At 70.2% G+C, this 17333-nt stretch carries 14 protein-coding genes; 10 read left to right on the forward strand and 4 right to left on the reverse strand.

Annotated features, from left to right (window positions below; all coding sequences use genetic code 11):
• Positions 1-25 precede the first annotated feature (25 nt).
• The 6 genes from LY13_RS08655 to LY13_RS08680 all read left to right on the forward strand — a co-directional run bounded on the left by LY13_RS08655 (position 26) and on the right by LY13_RS08680 (position 6393).
• Complete coding sequence (locus LY13_RS08655) at positions 26-1360, forward strand: nucleobase:cation symporter-2 family protein (protein WP_253827780.1); 1335 nt, start codon at positions 26-28, stop codon at positions 1358-1360.
• The gene (gene atzD / locus LY13_RS08660) at positions 1357-2412 is read left to right on the forward strand and encodes a cyanuric acid amidohydrolase (RefSeq protein ID WP_253827781.1); all 1056 of its coding nucleotides are present in this window, start codon (positions 1357-1359) and stop codon (positions 2410-2412) included. The genes LY13_RS08655 and atzD overlap by 4 nt, the downstream gene beginning before the upstream one ends.
• The gene (locus LY13_RS08665; protein ID WP_253827782.1) at positions 2409-3779 is read left to right on the forward strand and encodes a cytosine permease; all 1371 of its coding nucleotides are present in this window, start codon (positions 2409-2411) and stop codon (positions 3777-3779) included. The genes atzD and LY13_RS08665 overlap by 4 nt, the downstream gene beginning before the upstream one ends.
• Positions 3776-4492, forward strand: coding sequence for a biuret amidohydrolase (biuH, locus tag LY13_RS08670; protein ID WP_253827783.1), 717 nt, complete (start codon positions 3776-3778; stop codon positions 4490-4492). The genes LY13_RS08665 and biuH overlap by 4 nt, the downstream gene beginning before the upstream one ends.
• Entirely contained in the window at positions 4489-5109 is a 621-nt protein-coding gene (locus LY13_RS08675; RefSeq protein WP_253827784.1) for an alpha/beta fold hydrolase, read from the forward strand. The genes biuH and LY13_RS08675 overlap by 4 nt, the downstream gene beginning before the upstream one ends.
• A gap of 111 nt (positions 5110-5220) precedes the next feature.
• A complete protein-coding gene (locus LY13_RS08680; RefSeq protein WP_253827785.1) occupies positions 5221-6393 on the forward strand; it encodes an MFS transporter in 1173 nt (390 codons plus the stop codon).
• A gap of 15 nt (positions 6394-6408) precedes the next feature.
• Here the strand turns inward: LY13_RS08680 and LY13_RS08685 are convergent, their stop codons facing one another.
• Complete coding sequence (locus LY13_RS08685; protein ID WP_253827786.1) at positions 6409-7101, reverse strand: GntR family transcriptional regulator; 693 nt, start codon at positions 7099-7101, stop codon at positions 6409-6411.
• A gap of 133 nt (positions 7102-7234) precedes the next feature.
• Here LY13_RS08685 and LY13_RS08690 point away from each other — a divergent pair, with 133 nt between their 5' ends.
• The 3 genes from LY13_RS08690 (at position 7235) to LY13_RS08700 (ending at position 10387) form a co-directional block, all read left to right on the forward strand.
• Positions 7235-8128 (forward strand): isocitrate lyase/PEP mutase family protein, encoded by an 894-nt coding sequence (locus LY13_RS08690; protein WP_253827787.1) that lies wholly within the window; start codon positions 7235-7237, stop codon positions 8126-8128.
• Between the two features lie 150 nt (positions 8129-8278).
• Complete coding sequence (fdhA, locus tag LY13_RS08695; RefSeq protein ID WP_253827788.1) at positions 8279-9496, forward strand: formaldehyde dehydrogenase, glutathione-independent; 1218 nt, start codon at positions 8279-8281, stop codon at positions 9494-9496.
• A gap of 168 nt (positions 9497-9664) precedes the next feature.
• Complete coding sequence (locus tag LY13_RS08700) at positions 9665-10387, forward strand: tyrosine-protein phosphatase (protein ID WP_253827789.1); 723 nt, start codon at positions 9665-9667, stop codon at positions 10385-10387.
• A gap of 123 nt (positions 10388-10510) precedes the next feature.
• Here the strand turns inward: LY13_RS08700 and LY13_RS08705 are convergent, their stop codons facing one another.
• The 3 genes from LY13_RS08705 to LY13_RS08715 all read right to left on the reverse strand — a co-directional run bounded on the left by LY13_RS08705 (position 10511) and on the right by LY13_RS08715 (position 14162).
• The gene (locus LY13_RS08705; RefSeq protein WP_253827790.1) at positions 10511-10996 is read right to left on the reverse strand and encodes a DUF309 domain-containing protein; all 486 of its coding nucleotides are present in this window, start codon (positions 10994-10996) and stop codon (positions 10511-10513) included.
• A 114-nt stretch (positions 10997-11110) separates the two neighbouring features.
• Positions 11111-12862 carry an aa3-type cytochrome oxidase subunit I gene (ctaD, locus tag LY13_RS08710; protein ID WP_443678904.1) on the reverse strand — a complete coding sequence of 584 codons (1752 nt, stop codon included), beginning with the start codon at positions 12860-12862 and terminating at the stop codon, positions 11111-11113.
• Positions 12863-13148: 286 nt separating this feature from the next.
• Positions 13149-14162 carry a GNAT family N-acetyltransferase gene (locus LY13_RS08715; protein WP_253827791.1) on the reverse strand — a complete coding sequence of 338 codons (1014 nt, stop codon included), beginning with the start codon at positions 14160-14162 and terminating at the stop codon, positions 13149-13151.
• Positions 14163-14482: 320 nt separating this feature from the next.
• Here LY13_RS08715 and LY13_RS08720 point away from each other — a divergent pair, with 320 nt between their 5' ends.
• Complete coding sequence (locus LY13_RS08720) at positions 14483-17260, forward strand: putative bifunctional diguanylate cyclase/phosphodiesterase (protein WP_253827792.1); 2778 nt, start codon at positions 14483-14485, stop codon at positions 17258-17260.
• Positions 17261-17333 lie beyond the last annotated feature (73 nt).

Here is a 17333-nt window from a genome sequence, read left to right on the forward strand (position 1 = left end):
AACACTGGTCGTATACAAAAATGGCATGTCGACCGAAACGCCCCCTGCCGAGTCCCCGCCGGGGCCGGCCGCGCCGCGCCTGTCGGCCTGGCGCATCGTCCTCTTCGGGCTGCAACACGTCCTGGTGATGTACACCGGTTGTGTCGCGGTGCCGCTCGTGTTCGGCGAATCGTTGGGACTCCAGCAGTCGACGATCGCGACCCTCGTCAACGCCGACCTGCTCGTGGCGGGGATCGTGACCGTCATCCAAGCCGTCGGGCTCAGCCGGTTCCTCGGGGCCCGTATGCCCGTCGTCGCGGGTGCCTCGTTCACGGCCGTCACGCCCATGGTCCTCATCGGACAGGAATACGGACTGTCCGCGGTCTACGGGTCGATGATCGCTGCAGGCGTCTTCGGCGTGCTCGTCGCTGTGCCGTTCTCCCGGCTGCTTCGGTTCTTCCCGCCGATCGTGCGCGGAGCGGCAGTCACCATGATCGGGCTGTCGCTGATCGGCAAGGCCGTCGACATGATCTTCGACGGTGACCAGGCGGGAGGGGCGCCGCTCGCGCTGGCCGGCGGGGTCGTGCTCACGATCGTCGCACTCATGCGGTACGGACGTGGAATGGTGGCGCAGTCCGCGGTACTGATCGCGCTCGTGCTCGGCACGGCCGCCGCGGCGATCATGTCCATGACGGACTTCGGCGCCGTCGGCGCGGCCGACTGGCTCGGTCTCCCCTCCGTGTTCATGTTCGGCACGCCGAGCTTCCCTCTGCCCGGCATCATCTCGATGTGCCTGGTCATGCTCGTGATCTACACCGAGTCGACCGCATATCTCCTGTCGGTGGCCGAGACCACCGGTGGCAAGGCGGATCCGAAGATGCTCTCGCGCGGCCTGGCCGCGGACGGGGTGTCCTCGGTTCTCGCCGGCTTCATGACGTCCTTCCCGGACACCGTCTTCGCTCAGAACGTCAGCCTCGTGCGCATGACCGGCGTCACCAGCAGGCGTGTGGTGGCGGTCGCGGGCGGCATCCTCATCGCCCTCGGACTGGTACCGAAGATGGGAGAGGTGGTCGCGAGCCTGCCCGGCCCGGTGATCGGTGCGGTCAGCCTCGTCATGTTCGCGACCGTGGCCGGGGTCGGTATCTCCACGCTGTCGAAGGTCGACTTCTCGGGCAACGACAACCTGCTGATCGTGTCGGTCGCGATGGGTATCGGAATGATCCCGATCGTTGCACCCGACGTCTACGACGGCTTGCCGTCGGCCGCCAAGATCATCTTTGGCGGCGCCATCACCAGCACCGTCATCGTCGCGTTCACGCTCAACCTCCTGTTCAACCACCTGGTGCCCCGAGGGGCCCGACGAAAGGACACCGCGGCATGAGCGCCGTCACCCTGATCACCGTGCCCACGAGCGGGCCGGACGACACCGGCGCGCTGGACGCGCTCGCCGGTACCGGGTACGGAACCGGCGACGTGCTCTCGGTGATCGGCAAGACCGAGGGCAACGGATGTGTGAACGACTTCAGCAGGACGCTTGCCGCTGCCGCGTGGGAGCACCAGCTGCCGGACTCGGCCGTCACCGTGTTCTCCGGCGGCACCGAGGGCGTGCTGAGTCCACACGTGAACCTGCTCGTGCGCGACGAGACACGCCACGACGGATTCGACCGCGGTCTCGTCGCGGCGGCAGGTCGCACCCGGCCGCTCGAGCCCGGTGAGGTGGGCAGGGCCGAACAGGTCGACGCCGTCACCGACACAGTGTCCACACTGGTCTCGGAGCTAGGCGTGTCGAGCGACGACATCCACTTCGTACTCGTCAAATGTCCCTTGCTGACCTCCGACAAGATCGCGGCGCTCCGGGCCGCGGATGTCCAACCCGCGGCCGACGACACCTACGAGTCGATGGGGCGCTCGCGTGCGGCCAGTGCGCTCGGTATCGCCGTGGCGCTGGGCGAATGTGAGCGAGCGTCGGCGCTCGAGGCGTTGGCGGGTCGAGGCGACGTGTCGTCGGCGCGGGCCTCGGCGAGTGCCGGAGCCGAGCTGGAGGACTGTCACGTGCTCGTCGTCGCCGAGAGCGAGGCTGCGGCGAACCCACTGCGTGCTCTGCACGGCGAGATGTCCGATGCCATCGACGTCGCCGCGGTGCGCGCCCTGTTGGACGAAGTGGACCGACGGGGCGGGACGGTGCGGCAGATCTTCGCCAAGGCCGAGGCCGACCCCGCAGGTGCCGTCCGGGGGCTGCGCCACACGATGCTCACCGACTCCGACGTCAACTCCACACGGCACGCGCGCGCCGCGGTCGGCGGGTTGTTGTCGGCGCTGAAGGGCGACGGAGCCGTCTATGTCTCCGGAGGTGCCGAACACCAGGGCAGGCCGGGTGGCGGCAGCATCACGGTTGTCTTCGAACTGCCTTCGCCCGCGGGAGGTGACGTATGACCGCCACGGCATCCGGGACGGCCACAGGATCGGCGACGGACGGGAAGTCGACCGGGATCGAGGAGTTCGAGGACACGGCTGTTCCACCCGAACGTCGGCGCGGCCTGTGGTCGGTGTCCGCAGTGTGGTTCGGCTTCCCGATGGTGCTGACGTGCGCCATCTTCGGCGGCCTCATCGTCCACTCGCTCGGGTTCTGGGTCGGCATGGCCGCCATCGGCACCGGCAGTCTGTGTCTGATGGGCTACGTCGGGGCGCTCAGTGTGCTCGCCGGGCGAACCGGCAAGAACTTCGCGTTGACAGCCCGCGAGACCTTCGGGCGCAGGGCGGCGGTGATCCCGTCGGCGTTCCTCGCGACGATCGTCATCGGCTGGTTCGCCTTCCAGACCGGTATGGCCGGTTCCATCCTGCACGGAAGTCTCGGCTGGCACGAACGACTGACCACCTTGGCCGCAGGGCTGCTGTTCGTCGGTGTGACGCTGCTGGGGATCCGCGCGCTGTCGGTCGTCGGCATGGTCGCCGCGCCGTTCTACATCGTGCTCGGCGTCGTCGCCGTCGTGCTCGCAGCTGCCGAGGCCACGGCACCCGTGACGGCATACGAGGGAACCGGCGGCGCGCTGAGCTTCGGAGCGTCCGTCACCCTGGTGATCGCCTCGTTCATCGACTCCGGGACCATGACGGCGGATTTCACCCGGTGGTCGCGCAACGGCAGGGAAGCGTTCCTGGCCGCGGCATCCGCTTTCCCGATCAGCCAGGTCATCGCCCTGGTGATCGGCGGGCTCGTGGTGGCACTCGGCGGCGCCACCGACCCGAGCACGGACGGCGGCGACTTCTTCGGCCTGCTCGTCGAGCACGGCGGGCTGCTCGTGCCGCTCGCCGTGCTGTTCGTGTTCGTCAACCTCGGCTCGGTCTGCGCGCACTGCCTGTACAACGGCGCCGTCGGCTGGAGTCAGCTGACGAGGGGCCGGATGCGCAGGCTGACACTGATTCTCGGCACGATCGGTACGGTTCTCGCCGTCGCCGGTATCTGGGCGTACTTCGAGCAGTGGCTCAACCTGCTCGGGGTGATCGTGCCGCCGATCGGTGCCGTCGTGATCCTCGACCAGCTCGTGCTGCCTCGCTTCGGCCTCGGCTCTCGTGGGGCGGCGACGCAGGTCCGCTGGCCGCCGTTCGCCGGGTGGGCCGCGGGTGCCGCGGCCGGACTCGCGACCTACGCGTTCGCTCCGTGGTTGTCCGACGCCGTCGTCGGTTTCCTCGTCGCCTCGCTCGTGGCAGCGGTCGCGTCCGCCGCGGAACGCCGACCCCGTCGTGCCGTTGCCGGCGTCGACGATTCCTCCGCACCGAAACCCGACAAGGAGATTTCCGTATGAGCCAGCTGTCCACTGTGGATGCCAAGCCGTACGTGTGGCCGTTCGACGGCCCCATCGACCCCGACCGGACCGCCCTGCTGCTGATCGATTGGCAGACCGATTTCTGCGGGAAGGGTGGATATGTCGACCGGATGGGCTACGACCTGTCGCTGACCCGTGCCGGTCTGGATCCCACCGCGCGGGTGCTCGCCGCGGCACGTGAGCGCGGACTCGCCGTCTTCCACACCCGTGAAGGGCATCGGCCGGACCTGTCCGATCTGCCGGAGAACAAGCGGTGGCGGTCGGCCCAGGTCGGGGCGGAAATCGGTAGCCATGGCCCGTGTGGCCGCATCCTCGTGCGCGGTGAACCGGGCTGGGAGATCGTGCCCGAGGTCGCCCCGCTGCCCGGAGAAGCGGTGATCGACAAGCCGGGCAAAGGTGCCTTCTACGCCACCGACCTGGATCTGTTGTTGCGCTCGAACGGGATCACCCACCTCGTCCTCACCGGCATCACCACCGACGTGTGCGTACACACGACGATGCGCGAGGCCAACGACCGCGGCTACGAGTGTCTCGTGCTCTCGGACTGCACCGGCGCGACCGAACGCAAGCACCACGAGGCGGCTCTCAGCATGGTGACGATGCAGGGCGGGATCTTCGGGGCCGTGGCCACCTCCGAGGACTTACTCGCCGGCCTCGACGTAGCCCCGGTCCCGGCGTCCGCGTCGACATGAGACGCGTGGTGCTCGTCCACGGCGCGGCCACCGCCCCGGACGTGTGGGAGTCGACGACGACCGCGCTGCACGGCTCGGCCGAGGTGAGTTGTCCCGAACGGCCGCAGTCCGGTGACCTCGACACGGAGGTCGAGTTCCTGGCTCCGTTGTGCGCAGGGGCGTTCGTCGTAGGGGTCAGCGGGGGAGCGACGCTCGGGCTCGAACTCGTCGCTCGCGGCGTGCCGGTCACCGGTGCGGTGCTGCACGAGCCTGCGGCCGGGTCCCTCATGCCGGGCCTGCTGTCCCATGTCGCGGCGGGCCTGGAGGCCGGAGGCGTCGCCGGGTTCGGTGCCGCGCTGTACGGGCCCGCGTGGGACGTCTCGAGGACGTCGGCGACCGCCGAGACCGTTGCGGCGGAGTTCGCCATGTTCGGGGCCTTCGAACCGGCTCCGCTCGGCGAACGCGCCGCCGACGTGCTGCTCACCGTGGGTGAACGTTCCCCGGAGGCGCGGCATGATTCGGTTCGTGCGTTGTGTCGCTTCCTCGGCACCCGGCGGCAGCTGGTCCCCGGGGCAGGTCATGCGGCACATCTCGAGAACGGGTCGGCGCTCGCCGCGCTCGTGCCGCGGACCGGGTGACGTTCCGGCAGGCCCGGGCGGGACGGACCGGTGCACGCGATCCGGATCACGTCCGCACGGTATGCGTCGTGTCCTTGCACGGCCTGGCGAAACCGGTGACAGCCTGACCGCATGACGCGTTGGTATCCGCACCTGTGGGCGGGCACGCTGCTGACCCAGGCCGCCTACAACGCGGCCCGCATGCTCGTCTCCTATCGGGTCCTCGAGCTGGGCGGGCACGCCGTGGCGCTCGGCGTCATCACGGCGTTGTTCTCGCTGCTGCCACTGATCGTGGCGGTGCCGGTCGGACGCGCGGTCGACAACGGTCACCCGGCGGGCATGCTGCGGGCGGGGGTGCTGCTGACCGTCGGGGCGCTGGGTGTGATCGCCGTCAGCGGCGACCTCGTCGTACTGGCGATCGGCAACGTGCTGCTGGGGTTCGCGCAGATCCTCGTGACCGTCGCCGGACAGGGATTCATCCCGCTGCTGTCGACGTCCGACCAGCTCGACCGCCGGTTCGCGGGCTGGGCACTGGCCACGTCCATCGGGCAGACCGCGGGACTGCCCGTCGCAGGGCTCGTCACCTCGGCAGGCAGCGGCTCGGGCGGCGGCGTCGCCACCACCCCGGGACTGCTGGCGCTCGCGGGACTGGCCGTGCTGGCCGTGCCCTCGACGCTGCTGATGCCGGTGGTCGGCACCGCCGCGGCGCGTGCCGGGCAGCACGGCGAAGCCCAGTCGGTGCCGACCATGTTGCGCACCCCCGGCATGCGGGCGGCCATGTTCAGCAGCCTCGTCGTGTTGACGTCGATGGACGTGCTCGCCGCGTTCCTGCCCGTGCTCGGCCACCAGCACGGCTTCGGCGTACTGACCGTGACCGTGCTGCTGATGATGCGCACCGGCGCCGCCATCGTCTCCCGCTCGTTTCTGCCCGCCCTGCTGCGGAAGGTGCACCGGCGGTGGATGCTGCTCGCCGCGACGCTGTGCTCGGCCCTGCCCATGGCCCTCATCCCCGTCCTTCCCCATCCGCTCGTCATCGGCGCGTTCCTCGTCGTCGTCGGTTTCCTCTGGGGCGTGGGTCAGCCGCTGACGATGAGCTGGGTCGTGAGCCTGGTGACCGAACGCAGCCGCGCGTCGGCCCTGTCACTGCGCCTGACCGGCAACCGGCTCGGCCAGGTGCTCGTCCCGCTCGGCGCGGGCGCCATCGCCGGCGTCGCCGGTGCGGGCGGGGTGTTCCTCGTGACCGCGGTGCTCCTCGGCACGTCCGGTGGACTCACCTGGCGCGCGGTGCGCAGGAACCTCGTCTGACCGGCCCGCGACCCGTCAGGCCCGGTCCGTGCTCCGGTCCGGAGCGTCCGGCTCGGCGGCCTGCGCGGCGGTGACCATGACGGCCCTGGCGTTCCGCATGTGCGCGGTCATGACGGCCTCAGCCCACACCGCATCGCCCGCGCGGATCGCGGCGACGATCTCCACGTGGTGGGCGAGACTGCGGCGCAGCGATGCGACGTCGTAGGTGTGGAAGTTGCGGAGCACGATCGGCGCGTGCACGGCCCCGGACAGGGCGCCGGCCAGCGCCGAGTTGCCCGCCAACGTCGACAGCCGGTCGTGGAACTGGCGGTTGAGCTCCGCCAGCACGTCGAGATCCTGCCGGGGGCCGGGGGAGCCGACCCCGACCATGCGCTCGGCCAGGTCCGCCAGCTCAGCCGTGTCGCCTGCCGTCGCGTTGCCCGCCGCCAGCGCCGCCGCCCGCGGCTCCAACGTCGTCCGCAGGTCGAAGACGTCTTCGAGCTCCTGCACCGTCCAGGTCACCACGCGGGCGCCGCGGTTCGGGGCGATGTCGACGAGCCCCTCGCTGGCGAGCTGCGTCAGTGCGCTGCGCACCGGGGTGCGGCTGACACCGAGGCGCGTCGCGAGGTCGACCTCCGCCAGTCGCTCACCGGGTTGCAGCTCGCCGCGGAGGATCAGCTCGCGCAGCGCGTCGACCGTGCGGGTGGTCGACGTCGACGGTTCGGTCATGCGGTCCCCTCGGGTGGTGATCACTGATTCGTAGCCGCTGTCGGCCGATTGTGTGCAATCCTCGGCGGAGGCGTTCCGGTAGTGGCGGGCGTGGACAACGTCCGGCCGGTGGGCCGTAGTAGGGAGGCTAGTCGTGGGAGAACTGCTCGGCACCGTGGACACACCACCTCGCAAACGGTTGCGCGACCTGTTGTCGACGGGCGGGCCGGTCGTGGCGCCGGGTGCCTACGACGCGCTGTCCGCCCGGCTCGTCGAACAGGCCGGATTCGACATTGTGTACATGACGGGTTTCGGTACGACCGCGTCACTGATCGGCAGGCCCGACGTCGGCCTGCTCTCCGGCGCCGAGATGATCGACAATGCCACGCGCATGGTCTCCGCCGTCGACGTCCCGGTGATCGCCGACGCCGACACCGGCTACGGCAACGCCCTCAACGTCGTGCGCACCGTGCGCGCCCACGAACAGGCCGGCGTCGCGGGAGTGCACCTCGAAGACCAGGTCATGCCGAAGAAGTGCGGGCACATGTCCGGCAAGGCCGTCATTCCCGTCGACGAGATGACCGGCAAGATCCGCGCCGCCGTCGAGGCACGGCGCGACCCCGACTTCGTGCTCATCGCCCGTACCGACGCCGCCGCGGTGCACGGACTGGACGACGCCGTCGCGCGTGCCCGTGCCTACGCCGAGGCGGGCGCCGACGTGCTGTTCGTCGAGGCTCCCACCAGCGAGGAGGGCATCGAGACAGTGGCGCGCGAGCTCCGCGGCGTCGCGCCGCTGGTGTTCAACTGGGCCGAGGGCGGGCGTACACCGCCGCTGTCGCTCGACCGCATCGGTGAACTCGGCTTCTCGCTGGTGATCTTCCCGATCGGCACGCTGCTCGCGGCGACCGCCGGCATGCGGTCACTCCTCGCCACGCTGAAGGCCGAGGGCACGCCGACGTCCTCGCTCGGCGAGCTGCCGTCGTTCGGCGAGTTCACCGACCTCATCGGACTGCCCGAGATCGGCCACCTGGAGCAACGCTTCTCGTGACCGGTGCGTCTGCTCGACTGCGCGTGTCCTGCGGTCGGGCGCCGCGTGTTTCTGCGTTCGGCCGCCGAGTGGTGATCACCAGGGCACGCGGTTAGGTTGAGTGATGCGCATACGTGCACCTTCCCGGCGAGCAGACAAAGGGGTTTCGCCATGCCGGACAATCGCGTTGTCGTCTACAAGGGTCCGGGTGAGGTCGCGGTGGAATCCGTCGACTACCCGAAACTGGAACTGCCGAGCGACGTCGTCGACGGACTCGGAATCAAGAAGAAGGCGCCGCACGCGGCGATTCTGCGGATCGTCACCACCAACATCTGCGGAAGCGATCAGCACATGGTGCGAGGCCGCACCACGGCTCCGGTCGGGCAGACGCTCGGCCACGAGATCACCGGCGAAGTCGTGGAGGCCGGCGACGACGTGCTGTTCGTCCGGGAGGGCGACATCTGCTCCGTCCCGTTCAACATCGCCTGCGGCCGCTGCCGGATGTGCAACGAGGGAAAGACCGGAATCTGCCTCAACGTGAATCCGGCTCGCCCGGGCGCCGCCTACGGGTACGTCGACATGGGCGGCTGGATCGGCGGCCAGGCGGAGTACGTCATGGTGCCGTTCGCGGATTTCAACCTGCTCACATTCCCGGACCGCGACCGGGCGCTCGAAAAGATTCTCGACCTGACGATGCTGTCCGATATTTTCCCGACCGGATATCACGGCGCCTACACCGCGGGCGTCACCACCGGCTCGACCGCCTACGTCGCGGGCGCGGGCCCCGTCGGGCTGGCGGCCGCGCACGCCGCACAACTGCTCGGCGCGTCGGCGGTGATCGTCGGCGACATGATCCCGGAGCGACTCGAACAGGCGCGGAGCTTCGGCTGCGAGACGGTCGACCTGCGGACCGACGCGTCGTTGGCCGACATGATCGAGCAGATCACCGGTGAGCCCGAGGTCGACGCCGCCGTCGACGCCGTCGGCTTCGAGGCCCGCGGCCACGGCAAGGATGCGGGCGAACAACCGGCGACCGTGCTCAACGACGTCATGGGCATCGCGAGAGCGGGGGCTTCACTCGGCATCCCGGGGCTGTACGTCACCGGCGATCCCGGCGCGCCCGACGAGAACGCCAAGGTCGGCCAGCTCGGCGTGCGCATCGGGCTGGGTTGGGCCAAGTCGCATTCGATGACGACCGGTCAATGTCCGGTGAAGAAGTACAACCGCCAGTTGATGAACATGGTCCTCAGCGGCAGGGCCGACATCGCCAAGGCCGTCAACGCCACGACGATCTCGCTCGACGAGGCGCCGCAGGGATACCAGGAGTTCGACAGCGGCGTGGCCCGCAAGTTCGTCATCGACCCGCACGGCATGGCCCCCGCGGCCTGACCCACGCCCGCCCCGCACACCGTGTTGCGGATTCCGGGGCTCGTGTTGCGGGTCTAGGGGACCGTGTTGCGGATTCCGGGGCTCGCGTTGTGGATCCAGGGGACCGTGTTGTCGTTTCGGGGTGCGTGGTGTGACCGCTCATCGGCCGGTACGCAACGTGGACGGCTCGTGACGCGTCCATCGCGTATGGAACGAGATCTGGGGTGGGACGGCAGCTACAACGCACGCGACCTCGGCGGCCTGCCGACGGCCGACGGCCGCGCCGTCCGCTGGGGCGCCGTCGTGCGGTCGGAGGAACCGCGGTTGTTCACCGAGTCCGGTTGGCGGTCGCTGCGGGAACACGGTGTGCGGACCATCGTCGACCTCCGCAACGACGACGAACGGGGCGGTACCCGCGCCGGTGACGGGATCGACGTCGTGCACGCGCCGCTCGATCCGGTGGGCGACGACTTCTGGACCCACTACGCCGAAACGGGACTTCACGCCACGCCGCTGTACTACCGCGACCTGCTCGACAGACGCCCCGACCTGGTCGTCACCGCCGTGCGCGCCGTCGCGGGTGCCCGGCCGGGTGGGGTGCTCGTGCACTGCGCGAGCGGACGCGATCGCACCGGCCTGCTGGTGCTGGTCCTGCTGAGCCTCGCCGGCGTGCCCGGGACCGCGATCGCCGACGACTACGAACTCAGCCGCGAACGCCTCCGTCCGTTGTGGACACGGCTCGGCAGGCCGGACGACGAGCCGAAGATCCTCGACCTGCACTCCCGGCACGGCACGACGCCGCGGAAGGCGTTCCTCGACGTGTACGCCTCCCTCGACGCCGAAGCCCTGCTGCGTGACGGCGGCGTCGACGACGCGGAGATCACCGCGGTTCGCCACCGCCTCGTGGCGTGACCGAGGCACGGCGGGCCGGCCGCACCGCCGATCCGGAATCCGCAACACGAGCCCCCGAACCTGCAACACGGGCACCGGAATCCGCAACACGGACTCCCGAATCCGCAACACGGCGGCCTCGGGTCAGGGGCGCAGGCGTGGGGCGATCGTCGAGGCGTCGGGCAGTTCGGTGCGGGTCGGCATGCCGGACGCGAGCGTGACTGCCCAGTCGCACAACCCGGCCACGTCGATGCCGTGGGGAGCCTCGTCGGTGAACGGTTCGATGGACTCCGCGCCGCGGGTGAGCAACGACGCGGCGCCGGTGAAGTTGCCGCGCGCCGCATGTGTCAGCCCGACGGCCAGTTGCGCCAACCCGCGCCACAGCCCGCGCTCGGCGTCCGGCCCCGACTTCCACGCGTCCTCGAACACCTCGTGGGCGTGGAACGGCTTGCCGTCGTCGAGCAGCTGCTGCGCTTCGGCGACCGTGGCGTCCGGGGTGCGTTCCACGCCCTCGGGGGCGCGTTCCACACCCGGCGAGCCGTACGGCAACGGCCTGCCGAGGCCGTCCCGCGGGCGCGCGTTACGTGCCCTGCCGTCCGAGTCCCTGTCGCGTCGCAACCGTTCACTCACACCCCGAGTCTGACACGTGCCGCCGGCGGCCGACTGCGGCCGAGGGCGCCGCTCGGTCTCCGGACGCGTGCGCCACCGACACCGGGCCGCCACGAGGGCTCGGCGCGGCCTCCCTCACTCGGGTGGTTTCTCCCGGCGCTCCGAATCCGGCGTCAACCCGTCGGTGGCCTGTTTCGACGCCGGCTGCGGCGGCCCGCCGTGAGGCTTGGCCTTTCCGGTGAACGTGATGTGGCCCTCGGCGTGCATCCGCTCGGTCATGTGCGGATAGTGCAGCTCGAACGCGGGCCGCTCGGACCGGATCCTCGGCAGCTCGAGGAAGTTGTGCCGCGGCGGCGGGGACGTGGTTGCCCACTCGAGCGAGTTGCCGTGTCCCCAGGGGTCGTCGGCCTTGATGGGATCGCCGAACCGCCAGCTGCGCATCAGGTTCCACACGAACGGCAACATCGACGCCCCGAGGACGAACGCGCCGATGGTCGACACGGTGTTGAGCGCGGTGAACCCGTCGCCGGGCAGATAGTCGACATAGCGACGCGGCATGCCCTCCGCGCCCAGCCAGTGCTGCACGAGGAACGTCGTGTGGAAACCGACGAAGGTCAGCCAGAAGTGCAGTTTGGCCAGCTTCTCGTCCATCATCCGGCCGGTGAACTTCGGGAACCAGAAGTAGATGCCCGCGAACGTGGCGAACACGATCGTCCCGAACAGCACGTAGTGGAAGTGGGCGACGACGAAGTAGCTGTCGTGCACGTGGAAGTCGGCCGGAGGCGCGGCGAGCAGCACCCCGGTGAGCCCGCCGAGCAGGAACGTCACCATGAAGCCCAGGGACCACAGCATCGGCGATTCGAACGTGATGCGGCCCTTCCACATCGTGCCGATCCAGTTGAAGAACTTGATGCCCGTCGGCACGGCGATCGCGAACGTGAGCAGCGAGAAGAACGGCAACAACACCGAGCCGGTGGCGAACATGTGGTGCGCCCACACGGCGAACGACAACGCAGTGATGCCGATCGTCGCCAGCACCATCAGCCGGTAGCCGAACAGGGGTTTCCTGCTGAACACGGGGATGATCTCGGTGACGATGCCGAAGAACGGCAGGGCCACGATGTACACCTCGGGGTGGCCGAAGAACCAGAAGAGGTGCTGGTACAGGATCGCGCCGCCGTTCTCGGGGTCGAACACGTGCGCGCCGAGTATCCGGTCGGCGAACAGGCCGAGCAGCGCCGCGGTCAGGATCGGGAACGCCGCCAGCACCAGGACACTGGTGAACAGGATGTTCCAGGTGAACAGGGACATCCGCCACATCGTCATGCCGGGCGCGCGCAGGCACACGATCGTCGTGATCATGTTGACCGCGCCGAGGATCGTGCCCAGGCCGGACACGACCAGTCCCATGATCCACAGGTCGCCGCCGACGCCCACGGAGAACTCGGCGCGCGACAACGGGGCGTAGGCCGTCCAGCCGAAGTCCGCCGCGCCCGCGGGGTTGACCAGCGAACTCAGCACCATCAGCCCGCCGAACAGGAACAGCCAGTACGAGAACGCGTTCAGCCGGGGGAACGCCACGTCGGGCGAGCCGATCTGCAGCGGCAGCACGAGGTTGGCGAACGCGAACACCACCGGAGTCGCGTACAGCAGCAGCATGATCGTGCCGTGCATCGTGAACAGTTGGTTGTACTGTTCCGGTGACAGGAACTGCTGCCCCGGCCGTGCCAGTTCGCCACGCATGAGCAGCGCCATCAGGCCGCCGATCATGAAGAACGCCAACGACGTGGCCATGTACAGCTGGCCGATGACCTTGTGATCCGTCGTACGCGCGAGGCCGAGCATGCGCAGTCCGCGCTTACGCGGAGGCGGCTCGTTGCCGGAGATCCGCGTCGGCGTCACATCGGTCGGGGGCGTTACCGAGTGCGTGGTCACGACGGCACCTCCACCAGCACGTTCACCTGCGCGGGGACGATCCCCCGTCGACCGTAGGCCCGCGCGGTCGTGATCGCAGCACGTCGTCACCTCGTCACCTCGTCAACGCCACGGCTGTGGTGCATCGCGGGCGGCGCGGTGGAGTGTCGAGTGGGTGCAACACGAGCCCCCGGAACCGCAACACGGGCCCCGGAAACCGCAACACGGGCTCCTGGGGGCGCACACGGTGGTGTGCGGGTCAGCTCACGGCGGGGCGCCGGTACCAGGACGTCCAGAGCGGACGGTAACCGTGGGCGTACCAGAACGGCGTCGACCGCGGGCTCTCCAGCGCGTGGTGCAACAGCACGGCCTCGACGTCCTCCGAATCGAACAGCTGGTGCGCGTGCGCGACGAGGGCGGACCCGACGCCGCTGCTGCGCGCCTCCTCGGCGACGTGCAGGGACGCCAGGTAGCCGACCCGCTCGACACCCACGTAGCCGGCGATCCAGTTCGCCTGCGGCGGCAGTTCCACCTCGAGGAAGCCGAGCGGCCTGCCGTACAGCTCGGCCACCCACAGCCCCGGCACCGGGGTGTCGGCCGCGAGCTGGGCGCGGGCGTCCTCGGTGAGCCGCTCCAGTGCGTCCGAGCGCGGGGTGACGACGCCGAACTGTGAGTCGTAGGCGTGCAGCTCGGCGCGCATCCTCGTCAGGGTGGGCAGATCGCCCTCGGCGGCCTCGCGGATACGCACGCCGGGGACGGCGGGCGGGCCCGAGCCCAGCCGGTTGGCGGGCCGTACCGCGAGCACCCGGGTGGCGGCGAAACCGCGGCGCAGCAACGCCGTCGACCCGGACGTGTCCCTGCTCGGCCGCGTGACCACGGCGGCGCAGTCCCAGCCGTAGCCCTCGTCGTAGGAGACGGCCTCCGCGAGCTGGTCCTCCCAGCGGCACAGCAGCCCGTCGACCGCGGCGGCCGGGTCGCTGCCTGCCACCCGCAGATCGAGGCGGTACTCGACCAGCGGGCGCCACAGCGAGCCCATCGAGCCAGGGGCGACCGCGGACCGGCCCGCGAACGCCACGCCGTCGCGGGTGCGCAGCACGGCCGACGCGGACGGGTTCGTGAACGCGGGGAGCATGGAGTCCTCGGCCGCCATCCGTTCGGCGTACGCATCGAGGACCGCGGCGTCGCGGTCCGCGCTCCCGCGGTCGGACTTGCCGTCGGTGTCGTGCTTCGGGTCGCGACCGGTTCGGGCGCCGCGGGTACCCTGCGCCTGCATGTCCCACCTCACTGTCGGCATCGCTGTGATCGACCGCCGGCTATGGCGCATCTCACCGCGTGCACATCATGACATCCAATGAGTGACTGCCGACTGCTACTGGCCGCGATCGACTCCGATGCTGCATCACTCGCATGCGGTTAACGAAGCCTTACGTTCATGTCGGGCTCACGGCGAGTTGACCTGACGGTGGTCAAATCAGATGCTTTGTCCGTCGTGCGGGGTAAGGTTTATGCCTCGTTCGCGGGCAGTTGCAGGTCCCCGTCGGGGCCTACGGCCGACGAGTGACCCGCGTGACGGTGACGGAAGGGGAAGGTGGCATGAGCCAGGCACGCCGCGCGCCCGCGGGGTCGAGCGCGCAGGCAGGCGGGTCCGCCGGACCCGCCGCGGGCGAACCCGGCTCCACGGACCGATCCGGCGTTGTCGAGGGGCCCGGCGCCGCGGAGCCGCCCGACACCGGCGAGAACCCCCGTTCCGAGACGTCGACGTCGGCGAACACCACTGCGACGCGCGGCGACGAGTTCCGGTTCCGCCTCTACACCGCGTTCGTGCTCGCCGTCGGCGTACTCGGTGCCGTCTCCGTCGCCCAGTGGCGGCCGTTCGAGGGCTCGGTGCACCTGTGGTGGATCGGCCCGTTGCTGGCCGTGTCGTTCCTCGCGGCCGAGCAGCTCGGGGTCAACGTCGACGTGCGCAGCGGCATCTCGTGGACGATCTCCTTCACCGAGATCCCGCTGGTCATCGGCTTCTTCGTCGCGCCGTTCGAGGTGGTGCTGGCCGCGCACGTCGTCGCGGGGGTGACGACCCTGCTGGCGCGCCGCGTCACCGGGCGCGTGCTGTACAACGCGGGCGCGTTCCTCATCGAGGTGACCAGCGCGTTCGCCGTGGCGGGCGGCGTGGCGAACGCGCTCGGCCAACCGGGCGGCATGCCCTGGCCCGCCGCGCTCGCGGGCACCCTCGCCGCGCCGCTGGCGAGCACGATCCTCGCGATGGCCGCGGTGCGCGTGCTGCGGCGGCGCATGCAGATCGGCACCGTCGTGCGGCTCGCCGCGCGCATCCTCGTCGTCGGCTTCGTCAACGCCTCCGCGGGCCTGACCGGCTACCTCGTCATCGAGGGCACACCCGGCGCCTGGCCGATCGTCGTCGCCGTGAGCATCGGCCTCGTCGCGCTGTACTGGGCCTACTCCGACCTGCTCCGCGAACAGCGCGACATGGAGGCGCTGTTCGACGTCAGCCTCATGGTCGCGCGTTCCGACCACCAGGTCGCCGCGCAGCCCGCGGGCAAGGCCGGCGAGCTGGAAACGGGCCTGGACCTGGACGAATGGCACAGCATCGCCGAGCGCATCAAGGACCAGCTCGCCGCGGGGCGCGTCGTGCTGCGGCTGCGCCTCGAACCCGACGAGCCCATGCACGTCCTGGTCGTCGGCGGAGCACTGCCCGACGAGCAGCTCCGGCCCGACGACCCGCTGTTGCGACTGCCCGGCGCCAACGTGCGGCACTTCCGCCTCACCGACGGCAACGTCGCCGTCAGGACCGCCCTCGGCGCGCGCGGCGCGCAGGAGGCCCTCGTCGTGCCGCTGCGCAGCGGCAACCAGCTCCTCGGTCTCGTCGAGGCCCACGACCGGCTGTCGCGCTGGCGAGGCTTCGGCAAGTACGACGTGCAGCTCCTCGGCACGATGGCCAGCCACCTCGCCACCGCGCTCGACAACCGGCGCCTGCTGGCCACGCTGCGCCACGACGCGTACCACGATCCGCTCACCGGCTTGCTCAATCGGCCGGGCTTCCGCCAGATCGCCACCGAACCGCTCGCCGAGCGCACCGGTGACCCCGCGGCGCTCTCGCAGGCCAACCCGCGCGTCGGAGCCGTCGTCCTGCGCGTCGACCTCGACGTGTACTCCACGGTCAGCGACGCGCTCGGCTATGCCTGGGCCGACCGCATGGTCGTCGCCGCGGGCAGGCGGATCCGCGACGTGCTCGGCCCGGAGGTGCCGCTCGCCCGTCTCGAAGGCGCGTCGTTCGCGGCGCTCCTGCTCGACCGCACCGCCGAGGAGGCGCACGCCGCCGCCGAGCGGGTGCGTTCCGAGGCGTCCGACCCGTACCCGGTGGAGAAGCTCAGCGTCGAGGCCAACGCCATGGTCGGCTACGCCTGCACCAACGTGCCCGGCGACGACGGCGACCCGCCCGACGTCGACGCGCTCCTGCAACGTGCCGACGTCGCCGTGCGCGCCACGCGAGGCGGCGAGGAGGTCCGCGGCTACGTCCCGAGCATGGGCCAGATCTTCCTCCGCCGGTTCCAGCTGGTCACCCAGTTCCGGCAGGCGCTGGAGGACGGGCAGGTCAGCGTCCACTACCAGCCGAAGGTGTCGCTGGGGGACAAGAACGTCGTCGGCGTCGAAGCCCTCGTGCGCTGGGTGCACCCGGAGTTCGGCCGCGTCAACCCCGACGAGTTCGTGCCCGCCGTCGAAGCCACCGGGCTGGTCGGTGCGCTCACGTCGTTCGTACTCGACCAGGCTCTCGACCGGGTGCGGCGCTGGCTCGACGAGGGTCTCGAGATCTCGGTCGCGGTCAACCTGTCCGTGCGCAGCCTCGCCGACGAGGACTTCGCAGAGCAGGTCGCCGACGCCCTCGCCCGTCACGGCGTACCCGCGCGGCTGCTGACCTTCGAGATCACGGAGTCGGCCGTCATGGCCGATCCGCAGCGCGCCCTGCCGATCCTGGGTGAACTGCACGACCTCGGCATCGAACTCGCCGTCGACGACTTCGGCACCGGCTACTCGTCCCTGGCCTACCTGCGCCGACTGCCCGTCGACCAGGTGAAGATCGACAAGAGCTTCGTGTTCGGCATGAGCACCGACCTCGGTGACCTCGCGGTCGTGCGCTCCATCGTCGAACTCGGCCACTCGCTCGGCCTGTCGGTCGTCGCCGAGGGCGTGGAGGACGATTCGTCCCGCGACCAGCTCGAAGCCATGGGCTGCGACGTCGCCCAGGGGTATCTCATCTCGCGGCCACTGGCCGAGGACCGGCTCGAGGCGTGGCTGATGGCCCGCACGGCGCGTTCCGCGGGTACCCGCGACGAGACGGTGCTGACCCTGCTGACCTGAGACGCTGACCCTGCTGACCTGAGGCTTCGCGGCCGGCTCGGGGGAACCCCACCCCCGTGTTCGCGCGGTCGTG

The organism is Prauserella aidingensis (assembly GCF_024171865.1).
In the GTDB taxonomy this organism is placed as follows: Bacteria; Actinomycetota; Actinomycetes; order Mycobacteriales; family Pseudonocardiaceae; genus Prauserella; species Prauserella aidingensis.